Raw genomic sequence first — 12,684 nt, 5'->3', positions numbered from 1 at the left:
ACTCGCCCGAGCAACAGGATCATTCGTCTTCGTCGTGCAACTGGAACTTGCTCGCCAACTGCTGCTGGATGTTCGGCGGCACGGCAGCGTAGCGTGCGAACTCGATGGTGTAGCTGCCCTGGCCGCCGGTCAGCGACTTCAGGCGTGACTGGTAGTCGTTCAACTCAGCCAGCGGCACTTCGCCACTGATCGCCGCCAGCCCATGACCACGGCCATCGGTGCCGGTAATATGGCCGCGACGCCCCGAAAGATCGCCGGTCAGATCGCCGATCGCGTTCTCCGGAACCACGATCTCAATATTGACGATGGGCTCCAGAACAATCGGCTTGGCGGCGCGAATGGCTTCAATCACCGCCTTGCGCCCGGCCACCACGAAGGCGACTTCCTTGCCGTCAACGGCGTGGGTCTTGCCATCGAATACCGTCACTTTCAGGTCATCAACTGCGTAACCCGCTACCACGCCACCTTCCAGGCCCTGACGAATGCCCTTTTCGACCGCCGCCATGAAGACACCGGGGATGACGCCGCCCTTGACCGCATCGACAAACTCGAAGCCCTCGCCCCGGCCTTTCGGCTCGATGCGCAGATGCACTTCGCCGAACTGCCCGGCGCCACCGGACTGCTTCTTGTGGCGGTACATCGCCTCGGCGGAGCCGGTAATGGTTTCGCAGTAAGGAATGCGCGGCGGCTTGGTATCGACTTCCAGCTTGTACTGACCAGACATGCGCGCCAGCTTGGCTTTCAGATGGATTTCGCCCAGACCACGAATCACGGTTTCGTTGCTGGTCGGATGACGCTCGACGACGAAGGTCGGATCTTCCATGGCCAGCTTGGCCAGCGTTTCGAACAAACGCTGCTCGTCGCCCTTCTTCTTGGTTTCGACCGCCAGACCAGCCATCGGCTTCGGAAATTCGAGTGGCACCAGATGAATATGGTCCTCATCGTGCGAGTCGTGCAGCACGCAGTCGAAATCGATTTCATCGACCTTGGCGATGGCGCCAATATCGCCCGGCAGCAGTTCATCGACCTCGACGCTGTCCTTGCCCTGCAACTGGTACAGGTGCGCGACCTTGAATGGGCGCTTGCTGTCGCCGACGAAGAGCTGCATGTCCTTTTTCATCGTTCCCTGATGCACGCGGAAGACCCCGATCTTGCCCATGTAGGGATCGGCCACGATCTTGAAAACGTGGGCCAGCACATGCTTGGCGGCATCCGGCTCGGCATGGAAGGGCTCGGTCACGTCGCCCGGTTCGCCCTTGTAGAACGGCGGCGGGTTGCCTTCAGCCGGGTTCGGCGCCAGCGAGGCCAGCACATGCAGCAATTCCTTGATACCGGCGCCCGTCTTGGCCGAGGTGAACAGGATAGGGATCAGATGCCCTTCGCGCAGCGCCTTCTCGAACGGCGCATGCAAGGCAGCGCTACTCGGATCGGCACCATCTTCGAGGTATTGGGCGAGCAGGTTCTCGTCTTCCTCGACGACCTGGTCGATCAGCGCGCGGTGAGCGGCGGCGACGGATTCGAAATCGGCATCGCCAGCCTCGTGCTCCAGCACCTCCACGACATCGGCGGCGCCATGCGCGGGCAGATCGAGCAGCATGCATTGCTTGCCGAAACGCTCACGGATATCCGCGACCAGGCCGGGCAAATCGAGGTTATCGGCATCAATCTTGTTGATGACGATCATCCGGCACAGCTTGCGGTCGGCAGCGTAGCGCATCATGCGCTCGGTCATCAATTCGACACCGGTCTGCGCGTTGACCACGATCAGCGCCGTATCGACGCCAGCCAACGCGGCAATCGCCTGCCCGGAGAAGTCCGGGTAACCCGGGGTATCGATCAGGTGAACGTGCGTGTCCTCGTAGCCGAAATTGACCACGGCAGAAGTCAGGGAATGGCCGGCTTCCTTTTCTTGGGCATCGAAGTCGGCAACGGTACTGCCCTTGTCGACACTGCCCTTGGCAGCGATTGCTCCGGTAGCAAACAGCAAGGCCTCGGCCAGGCTGGTCTTGCCGGCAGCACCGTGACCGACCAGGGCGACAGAACGAAGGGAATCAGTTGTGTATCTGGACATCTTTTTCTCCCTGAACAAATAAAAATCAACGGCGAATCAGCGGTTCTTGGCCGCCTCAACCATTTCGCCAACCAGCTTGTCGGCAAAGTACGGACCCAGCCCCATGATCAGGGCGGTCGCCAGCGCCAGCAGCGCAACGCCGACGATCAGCTGAATCGCCGGACGACGGAACTCGGCCCCGCGGCTCAAAGCAAACCAGACCGGGCCGATCACTGGCAGCAGCAATACGGGCAAACCGGTCTTCCAGCCGAAACTGAAGGAGGCTGGCAAGGTACCAATGTAGCCAACGAGCAGGAGCAACCCGCCCGCCGCCAGCGATAGCGTCGAGCCGATGGCAAAGGCAGTAAATCCCCAATCCATTATTTCTTCACCTTTTTCGGACGCTCCCAACCCGGCAGTGTCATCTGCCTGGGGCGCGAGAAGGTCAAGGCATCGGGCGGGGCATCCTTGGTCAGCGTCGTGCCAGCCCCCAGCGTTGCCCCGCGACCCACAGTAACAGGAGCGACCAGTTGGGTATCGGAACCAATGAAGACATCGTCTTCGATAACGGTCTTGAACTTGTTGGCCCCATCGTAATTACAGGTAATGGTCCCGGCACCAACATTGACACGCTGACCGATCTCGGCATCGCCGATATAGGCCAGATGGTTCGCCTTGGACTGGGCACCGATGATGCTCTTCTTGACCTCGACGAAGTTGCCGATGTGCACTTCCGGGCCAAGTTCGGTACCCGGCCGCAGGCGGGCATAAGGACCGAGCACGCCATCCGGACCAATGACCGCATCCTCGAAATGGCAAAACGCCGCAATCCTCGTTCCGGCGCCAACCTTGACGTTCTTCAGCACGCAGTAAGGACCGACCTCGACAGCGTCAGCCAGTTCAACCTTGCCTTCGAAGACGCAACCGACATCGATCGCCACATCGCGACCGTGCGTCAGTTCGCCGCGGATATCGATACGGGCCGGATCGGCCAGTCTGACGCCAGCGACCAGTAACTCACCGGCCAGATTGAGCTGATGCTGGCGCTCCAGTTCGGCCAACTGGACCTTGCTATTGACGCCGAGCACTTCCCATTCGCCCTCCGGCTGCGCCGTGCGCACAGGCATGCCCTCGGCCACCGCCAGCGCGATGATGTCGGTCAGGTAATACTCGCCCTGCGCATTGTCATTCTTCAACTTGCCCAACCAGTCGGCGAGACGGGCCGTCGGCACGGCCATGATCCCGGTGTTCACTTCTCGAATCGCCTTCTGCTCGGCACTCGCATCCTTTTCCTCGACGATGCTGATCATGTTGCCGGCGCCATCGCGCACGATACGGCCATAGCCGCTCGGATTGGCAAGATCGACGGTCAGCACCGACAAGGCATCCTTGCCTGCCTGCAGCAGACGTTTCAGTGTCGCCACCGTGGTCAACGGCACATCGCCGTAAAGTACCAGCGTCTGGGCGGCACTACCCAATTCGGACAAGGCCTGCGCCACCGCATGGCCGGTGCCCAGTTGCTGTGCCTGCTCGGCCCAGGAAAGATCAGGGGCAGCCAGCGTGGAGCGAACCACTTCGCCGCCATGACCATAGACCACAATCAGCTTTTCCGGTGACAACTGGCGCGCCGTATCGATCACATGCTGGGCCAGCGGCTTGCCAGCGATCGGATGCAACACTTTGGGGAGGTTGGAATGCATGCGCTTGCCTTGACCGGCAGCGAGAATAACGATGTTCATGTTTTTTCTTCGGATAATGGCCGGCAAGCACCGGCGAAATTCATGCGGTCTTCTTCTGTTCCTGTCCGCCCAGGATGTCGCCCAGCACCGCCTTGCCGCGAGCCGAAACAAACCAGTGCAGGACATTCTTGTCGTTGATCCGTGTTTCGATAACCCCCAGCGCCTTCATGACCGTCAATCGCTGACTGACAAAATCCCTGGCCAGTCCGGTGCTGTCACAGATGGCGGCAAGGTTGCCGTAAACAAAACTCTCTTCGGACAAGGCGCGCAGAATTTCCACGTCATTGTAGGAAAGGACTTCCTTGGGATCGGGTTCCGCCACCTTGGCTGGCTCTGCCTCAAACCTGGTCGGCGCCATGATCGGCTCGTCTCGCCTCTGCTGCTTGATTTGACCAACATCGCGACGAACCTGATCTATCTGCCCCATCAGCAGTTGCACCATGTTTTCGAATAGGCGACGAGAGGCCACCACGTAAATCAGGCAAAAGCCGGCAAAAACGTAGAAATCAATCGGTTTCGTCCGCGCGCCCTCAAGCAGGGTGCTGGAAATCATGTTCAGGAAGAGTGGCACGGTCAGTGCCGCCACGACACCGAAAACCGGATATTTCAGCCAGTCGCGGCGTGCCGGTTCGCCATGGCGGTCAGCCAGGAAATAATTCGCGGCACCGCCCAAAATGCCGGCCACGACCATGATGGCCAGAATGAGCAGCATGTGCCCGTCAAGCGCTCCACTTGGAGCCGTCACCTGCAGGGCAGGTTGCAGTTCAGCCGACATGTATCCCCCTTATGTTTGTTCATCATTTTCACACGATTGTAGCGGGCTGTCGAAGTCTGTCAGCCCGGACAGCCGAAGTTTTCACACGATCACAGTCCGCCTTTGGCCATCGCGCTCCGACATCGTCAACCAGCAATAAAAAGCCCCGCGATCTTTTCAGATGGCGGGGCTTTTCGGGACCTGCTTCGGCTTAACGCGGCAGCGTCGTCGAACCCATCAGGAATGCGTCGACCTCACGAGCCGCCTGACGACCTTCGCGAATTGCCCAAACCACCAGCGACTGGCCGCGGCGCACGTCACCAGCGGCGTAAACCTTGTCGACGTTGGTCTTGTAGCAACCCTCGCCATCGGTCGTTGCCTTGGCATTCTGGCGCGCATCCTTCTCGACGCCAAAGGCATCCAGCAGACCGCCAACCGGATTGGTGAAGCCCATGGCCAGGAAGGCGTTGTCGCACGGCAGCTCGAATTCCGAACCGGCAACTTCGCTCATCTTGCCGTCCTTCCAGTCCAGACGAACGGCCTTCAGCGCCTTGACGTTACCCTTGCCATCATCGATAAAACCCTTGGTCGCAACAGCAAAGTCACGGCTGCAGCCTTCGTCGTGCGAAGAAGAGGTACGCAACTTGTACGGCCAGTATGGCCAAGTCAGCGCCTTGTTCTCTTCTTCCGGCGGCATCGGCATCAGTTCGAACTGGGTGACTGAGGCAGCACCATGGCGGTTTGAGGTTCCGACACAGTCAGAGCCAGTGTCGCCGCCACCGATAACGATGACGTGCTTGCCCTTGACGTTGATCGGGTTGGCCTTGCCCTGCTGGACTTCCTTGTTCTGCGGAATCAGGAATTCCAGCGCAGCGTAGATGCCCTTCAGCTCACGGCCCGGCACCGGCAGATCGCGCGGCACTTCGGAACCTGCAGCCAGAATCACCGCATCGAAATCCTTCTTCAACTGGTCAGCTGAAACGAACTCGATCGCGTCGTTGTTGATGCCGGCCGGCACGGCCTTGTCGCCAACCACGACCTTCGTCTTGAAGGTAACGCCTTCGGCTTCCATCTGGGCAACACGGCGATCAATCACCGTCTTTTCCAGCTTGAAGTCAGGAATGCCGTAACCGAGCAAGCCGCCGATGCGGTCGCTCTTCTCGAAAACCGTCACATCATGACCAACACGCGCCAGTTGCTGAGCGGCTGCCAGACCCGCCGGGCCGGAACCCACGACGGCAACCTTCTTGCCGGTCTTGGCTTTCGGCGGCTGCGGCACGACCCAGCCAGATTCCCAGCCCTTGTCGATGATGAAATGCTCAATCGACTTGATACCGACCGGTGCTGCGTTGATGCCCAGCGTACAAGCAGCTTCGCAGGGCGCCGGACAGATGCGGCCAGTGAAATCCGGGAAGTTGTTGGTGGAGTGCAGCACATCCAGCGCCTGCTTCCAGTTACCGCGGTAAACCAGGTCATTCCAGTCCGGAATGATGTTGTTCACCGGGCAGCCGTTGTTGCAGAACGGAATGCCACAGTCCATGCAGCGGGCGCCCTGAATCTTTGCATCCTCGTCGTTCAGCGTATGCACGAACTCCTTGTAATGCTTCAGGCGTTGTTCAACCGGGTCGTAGCTCTCGTTGAGACGCTCGAACTCCATGAATCCAGTCGGCTTGCCCATTATGCGGCCTCCTTCTGTGCAGCAGCCATCTCGGTGAGGGCGCGCTTGTACTCGTGCGGATAGACTTTGACAAACTTCTCGCGGCAGGCATCCCAGTTGGCCAGGATGGCCTTGGCGGTCGCGCTGCCGGTAAATTCGGCGTGACGAGTCACCAGTTCCTTGAGTTGCGTTTCGTCGGCGATACCACGGTGCAGCGGCTCACTGGCCGCTTGACGCGTTGCTGGCAACACTTTCTCCAGAGCCACCTGAGCCAGGTTGCAACGGTTCTTGAAGCTGCCATCCTCGTCCAGCACGTAGGCAATGCCGCCCGACATACCGGCCGCAAAGTTGCGTCCGGTCATACCCAGCACCGCGACCGTACCGCCGGTCATGTATTCGCAGCCATGGTCGCCGACGCCTTCGACAACCGCCGTGGCACCGGAGTTGCGGACGCAGAAGCGCTCGCCACCGACGCCAGCCAGGTAGGCTTCGCCATCGGTTGCACCGTACATGACGGTATTGCCGCAAATGATGTTCTGCTGCGTATCGCCACGGAAATCGGGGCTCGGCTTGATGATCAGACGACCGCCCGACAAGCCCTTGCCAACGTAGTCATTGCCTTCGCCGGTCAATTCCAGCGTCACGCCCTTGGCCAGGAAAGCACCGAAGGCCTGGCCGGCAGTACCGGTCAGCTTGACGTGAATGGTGTCGTCCGGCAGGCCGTCATTGCCATAGCGGCGGGCAACCTCACCTGACAGCATGGTGCCGCAGGTGCGGTTCACGTTGATGATCTTGGTCTCGATCTGGACCTTCTGGCCCTTTTCGAGGGCCGGCTTGGCCTGCTCGATCAACTTGTGATCAAGCGCCTTTTCCAGACCGTGATCCTGAGTCTCGGTATGACGGCGCGAAACTTCGGCCGGAACGCTCGGCTGATAGAACACTTTGGAGAAGTCCAGGCCCTTGGCCTTCCAGTGCTCGATACCGGCGCGGGTGTCGAGCAGATCGGCACGACCGACCAGATCGTCAAACTTGCGGATACCCAGCTGAGCCATGATTTCCCGTACTTCTTCGGCGACGAAGAAGAAGAAGTTGACCACGTGCTCCGGCTGGCCGGAGAAGCGCTGACGGAGCACCGGATCCTGGGTGGCGACGCCAACCGGGCAGGTATTCAGATGGCACTTGCGCATCATGATGCAGCCTTCGACCACCAGCGGTGCGGTGGCGAAGCCGAACTCGTCGGCGCCAAGCAGCGCACCGACGACGACGTCGCGACCGGTCTTCATCTGACCATCGACCTGAACACGAATGCGCGAACGCAGACGGTTCAGCACCAACGTCTGCTGCGTCTCGGACAGGCCGAGTTCCCACGGCGTACCGGCATGCTTGATCGAAGATTGCGGCGAAGCACCCGTGCCGCCGTCGAAACCGGCGATCACGACGTGGTCAGCCTTGGCCTTGGCCACACCGGCAGCCACGGTACCAACTCCGACTTCGGAAACCAGCTTGACGGAGATCGAAGCACGCGAGTTGGCGTTCTTCAGGTCGTGAATCAGCTGTGCCAGATCCTCAATCGAGTAGATGTCGTGGTGCGGTGGCGGTGAAATCAGGCCGACGCCCGGTACGGAGTGACGCAGGAAGCCAATGTACTCGGACACCTTGTGACCTGGCAGCTGACCACCTTCACCTGGCTTGGCGCCCTGGGCCATCTTGATCTGGATCTGGTCAGCATTGACCAGATACTCGGCAGTAACGCCGAAACGACCGGAGGCCACCTGCTTGATCGCCGAACGCAGTGAATCACCGTCCTTGAATTCATAGTCGCGCTCGATACGCGAGGCACCGATGACTTCGGACAGTTTCTGACCGGCTTTCAGCGGCAGGAAACGCTTGGCATCCTCGCCACCTTCGCCGGTATTCGACTTGCCGCCGATCCGGTTCATGGCAATTGCCAGCGTGGTGTGCGCTTCGGTCGAGATCGAACCGAGCGACATGGCGCCCGTGGCAAAACGCTTGACGATTTCCTTGGCCGGCTCGACTTCTTCCAGCGGAATTGCCGTGCCTTGCGGCTTGAATTCGAACAGGCCGCGCAAGGTCAGATGACGCTTGGTCTGATCGTTGATCAGCTTGGCGTACTCCTTGTACGTCTCGTACTTGCCGGAGCGGGTCGAATGCTGCAGCTTGGCGATGGAGTCCGGGGTCCACACGTGCTCTTCACCACGGATACGGTAAGCGTATTCGCCACCGGCGTCCAGCATGTTGGCCAGCACGGGGTCCGAGGAAAACGCTTCGTCGTGCAGACGAATGGACTCTTCAGCCACCTCGAAAACCCCAATACCTTCGATATTGGACGGCGTCCCGGTGAAGTACTTTTCGACAAATGCCTTCTGCAGACCGATTGCTTCGAAAATCTGGGCACCGGTATAGGACATGTAGGTCGAAATGCCCATCTTGGACATGACCTTGTTCAGGCCCTTGCCAATTGCCTTGATGAAGTTCTTGGTGAACTTCTCGGCTTTCTCGGCATCGCCCTTGGCGAAACTTTCGATGGTTTCGAGGGCCAGATACGGGTGAACCGCTTCGGCGCCGTAACCACCCAGCAAGGCAAAGTGATGCGTCTCGCGGGCCGAACCGGTCTCGACAACCAAACCGGCGCTGGTGCGCAGGCCCTTCTTGACCAGATGCTGATGAATCGCGGAAGTCGCGAGCAGCGCCGGAATGGCGACATGCCCGGCATCAACCTTGCGATCGGAGACGATCAGGATATTGGCACCAGAGCGAACAGCATCCTCGGCATCCGCCGCCAGCGAAGCCAGACGCGCTTCAATGCCGTCCTTGCCCCAGGCGACCGGGTAGCAGATATCCAGTTCGAGAGAGCGGAACTTGCCGGACGTGTACTTCTCGATGTTGCGCAGCTTTTCCATGTCGGCGAAGGACAGGACCGGTTGCGACACTTCAAGACGGATCGGCGGGTTGATGTCGTTGGTATTCAGCAGGTTCGGCTTCGGACCGATGAAGGACACCAGGGACATGACCAGCTCTTCGCGGATCGGATCGATCGGCGGGTTGGTCACCTGGGCAAACAACTGCTTGAAATAGGTGTAGAGCGTCTTGTTCTTGCTGGACAGGACCGGCAAAGCCGAATCGGTACCCATCGAACCAGTCGCCTCTTCGCCGTTCTGCACCATCGGCTCAAGAATGACCTTGACGTCTTCCTGCGTGTAACCAAAGGCTTGCTGACGATCGAGCAGGGAAGCAGCGGACTCGGCACACTTTTCGGCAGCGGCCGGCACTTCGTCGAGCTTGATGCGAATCTTTTCGATCCACTCGCGGTAAGGCTTGGCGTTGGCCAGCGAGTTCTTCAACTCCTGGTCATCGATGATGCGGCCCTGCTCCATGTCGATCAGGAACATCTTGCCCGGTTGCAGGCGCCACTTCTTGACAATCTTCTTTTCCGGAATCGGCAGCACGCCGGATTCGGAAGCCATGACGACGAGGTCATCGTCGGTCACCAGGTAGCGGGCCGGACGCAGACCGTTACGATCCAGCGTCGCGCCAATCTGACGGCCATCGGTGAAGGCCACGGCGGCGGGGCCGTCCCACGGCTCCATCATCGCAGCGTGATATTCGTAGAAGGCACGACGGTTTTCGTCCATCGTCGTGTGCTTTTCCCAGGCTTCCGGAATCATCAGCATGACGGCTTGGGCCAGCGAGTAGCCGCCGCCCATGACCAGCAATTCGAGCGCATTGTCGAAAGAAGCAGAGTCAGACTGGCCTGGGTAATGCAGCGGCCAGACCTTCTTCAGGTCATCACCGAGAATCGGCGAGGAAATCGCCTGTTCACGAGCCTTGAACCAATTGACGTTACCGCGGACCGTATTGATTTCGCCATTGTGGGCGATATAGCGGAACGGGTGTGCCAAGTCCCAAGTCGGGAATGTATTGGTCGAGAATCGCTGGTGCACAAGCGCAAGCGCGGAAACAGTGCGCTTGTCCTGCAAGTCGGCGTAGTACACACCGACTTGGTCGGCCAGCAGCAAACCTTTGTAGTTGACCGTGCGCGCCGAGAAAGACGGCACATAGAATTCCTGGCCATGCTTCAGCTTCAGCGATTTGATGGCGTTGGCGGCACGACGGCGAATGATGTACAGCTTGCGTTCGAGCGCGTCGGTCACGAAGACGTCCGGACCACGACCAACGAAGATCTGGCGAATCACCGGTTCCTTGGCCTTGACGGTCGGCGACATTGGCATGTCGGCGTTGACCGGCACATCGCGCCAGCCGAGAACGACTTGCCCCTCAGCCTTGACGGAACGCTCAATCTCTTCGACGCAGGCGTGGCGCGAAGCGGCTTCCTGCGGCAGGAAAACCATGCCGACACCGTATTCGCCATTTGGCGGCAGCTCAACGCCCTGCTTGGCCATCTCCTCGCGATAGAACTGATCCGGAATCTGAATCAGAATACCGGCACCGTCACCTTGCAAAGGATCGGCACCAACGGCACCGCGGTGATCCAGATTCTTCAGGATCAACAAACCCTGCTCGACGATGCTATGACTTTTCTGGCCTTTAAAGTGGGCAACAAAGCCCACGCCGCAAGCGTCGTGCTCGTTGGCTGGGTCGTACAAACCCTGCCGCTCAGGTACTGCCGGTTCCATCACACGCGTTCCTTCAAATAACTTGGCCGGTGAATAAAGGCCAATGATGAAAAAAGCCGAACGTCATATTTAACGCTGCGGCCTGTACGAAAATTAGAGGCAACCATCAAATATACTGGTAAACCCCTGTCAATTCAAGATGCTGCGACGCACCAATCCCGCCCCTCAACGGTCACGTTTTCCCAGTTTAGGTGCATCGCGCCTCAATTGCATCAACCATCTGCGCCGTCGTGGCCGCATCTGAAACCACCGCCTTGCCGATCTCCCGAAGCAGAACCAGGCGCAATTTTCCATCCTGCACCTTCTTGTCGTGGCTCATCAGTTCGAGATAACGAGCAGCGCCAAGATCAGGAGCCTTTACCGGCAGACCCGAGCGGACGAAAATTTTTTCTATCCGCGCCACCGAATCAGCATCAATCCAGCCCAACCGGCAAGACAGTTCAGCAGCAATTAATGTGCCGGCAGCAACAGCCTCGCCATGCAACCACTCGCCGTAGCCCAATCCGGTCTCAATGGCATGACCAAAGGTATGCCCCAGATTCAGCAAAGCGCGCTCGCCACTCTCACGCTCGTCGGCTGCAACAACCTCCGCCTTATTGGCACAAGAGCGATGTACCGCGTAGGCCAAGGCAGACTTATCCCGGACCAGTAATTTTTCCAGGTTAGCTTCCAGCCACACAAAGAAATCCGGATCGCGAATCAGACCATATTTGATGACTTCAGCCAGACCGGCTTTCAATTCCCGGTCAGGCAAAGTATCGAGCGTCGACAGATCGGCCAGTACAAGCCTGGGCTGATAGAACGCACCGACCATGTTTTTGCCCATCGGATGATTAATAGCGGTCTTGCCGCCCACCGAAGAATCCACTTGTGACAAAAGCGTGGTTGGAACCTGAATAAATGGCATTCCTCGCTGATAGCAAGCCGCAGCAAATCCGCCCATATCACCGATAACCCCACCACCAAGAGCAATCAACGTGGTGTTACGCTCGCACCTGGCGGCAAGCAAAGCGTCAAAGATCAGATTAAGCGTTTCCCACGTCTTGTACTGCTCTCCGTCAGGCAGCACAACCGGTAGTGTTTCTATTCCGCATTTTTCCAACCCGGAACGAAGCTCGTCGAGATAGAGCGGCGCGACACTCGTGTTAGTTACCACAACCACTCTTTTCTGGGAGAGAAAGGGCAGAATCAATTCCGGCCGGGACAAGACATCCGTTCCGATATGTATTGGATAAGAACGCTCACCCAACGCAACATTGAGCGTTTGAGTCACGGTTTTCATAAACGGTTGAACTCCCTCAACAGATACTGAACGATGCCCGAGGCAACCAAATGGGAGCCATCAACCACAATGTGAGCCACCTCCCGATACAGAGGGTCCCGGATCGAATGAAGTTCCTCCAACTTTGCCAAAGGGTCTTCGACGCGAAGCAGAGGGCGGTTTCGATCATGGCGTGTACGTTCATACAACAACACCGGCGATACATTCAGATATACAACCCAGCCGGTATCGTGCAATCGCCGACGATTCTCAGGGTTGATCACCACGCCGCCGCCAGTTGCCAAAACAATATTATTCTCGGCCGTAAGATCATAAATCGTCTGCGCTTCTCGGCGCCGGAATCCCTCTTCCCCCTCAATTTCGAAAATTGTCGGGATCGGCACGCCCGTTCGTTCAACGATCTCATGATCGGTATCGAAAAATGGGCGGGAGAGTCGCCTCGCCAGTTGGCGCCCGACAGTAGTTTTACCTGCCCCCATCAGACCGACAAGATATATGTTTCGACGATGTTCCACGGTCGTGATTTTAGCTGAGTCTTGAGTTGACA

The 12,684-nt window shown here is 58.5% G+C and carries 8 protein-coding genes; all 8 read right to left on the bottom strand.

The features are described from left to right. Window positions 1-19: 19 nt before the first annotated feature. A complete protein-coding gene (gene fusA, locus DARO_RS01190; protein ID WP_011285991.1) occupies window positions 20-2,071 on the bottom strand; it encodes an elongation factor G in 2,052 nt (683 codons plus the stop codon). A 36-nt stretch (window positions 2,072-2,107) separates the two neighbouring features. Next, entirely contained in the window at window positions 2,108-2,431 is a 324-nt protein-coding gene (locus DARO_RS01185; RefSeq protein WP_011285990.1) for a hypothetical protein, read from the bottom strand. Further along, on the bottom strand, window positions 2,431-3,789 hold the full coding sequence (gene glmU / locus DARO_RS01180; RefSeq protein ID WP_011285989.1) for a bifunctional UDP-N-acetylglucosamine diphosphorylase/glucosamine-1-phosphate N-acetyltransferase GlmU: 1,359 nt from the start codon (window positions 3,787-3,789) through the stop codon (window positions 2,431-2,433). Before glmU ends, DARO_RS01185 begins: the two co-directional genes overlap by 1 nt. A gap of 40 nt (window positions 3,790-3,829) precedes the next feature. Continuing rightward, window positions 3,830-4,564, bottom strand: coding sequence for a YEATS-associated helix-containing protein (locus tag DARO_RS01175; RefSeq protein WP_011285988.1), 735 nt, complete (start codon window positions 4,562-4,564; stop codon window positions 3,830-3,832). Between the two features lie 190 nt (window positions 4,565-4,754). Further along, window positions 4,755-6,221 carry a glutamate synthase subunit beta gene (locus DARO_RS01170; RefSeq protein ID WP_011285987.1) on the bottom strand — a complete coding sequence of 489 codons (1,467 nt, stop codon included), beginning with the start codon at window positions 6,219-6,221 and terminating at the stop codon, window positions 4,755-4,757. Further along, on the bottom strand, window positions 6,221-10,855 hold the full coding sequence (locus DARO_RS01165) for a glutamate synthase subunit alpha (RefSeq protein ID WP_011285986.1): 4,635 nt from the start codon (window positions 10,853-10,855) through the stop codon (window positions 6,221-6,223). Before DARO_RS01165 ends, DARO_RS01170 begins: the two co-directional genes overlap by 1 nt. Window positions 10,856-11,042: 187 nt before the next feature. Continuing rightward, window positions 11,043-12,137 (bottom strand): 3-dehydroquinate synthase, encoded by a 1,095-nt coding sequence (gene aroB, locus DARO_RS01160; RefSeq protein WP_011285985.1) that lies wholly within the window; start codon window positions 12,135-12,137, stop codon window positions 11,043-11,045. Next, the gene (locus tag DARO_RS22070) at window positions 12,134-12,652 is read right to left on the bottom strand and encodes a shikimate kinase (protein WP_011285984.1); all 519 of its coding nucleotides are present in this window, start codon (window positions 12,650-12,652) and stop codon (window positions 12,134-12,136) included. Before DARO_RS22070 ends, aroB begins: the two co-directional genes overlap by 4 nt. Window positions 12,653-12,684 lie beyond the last annotated feature (32 nt).

The organism is Dechloromonas aromatica RCB (assembly GCF_000012425.1).
Note: the sequence above shows the minus strand (reverse complement) of the source record. Positions and strands in the feature narration are given on the sequence as shown.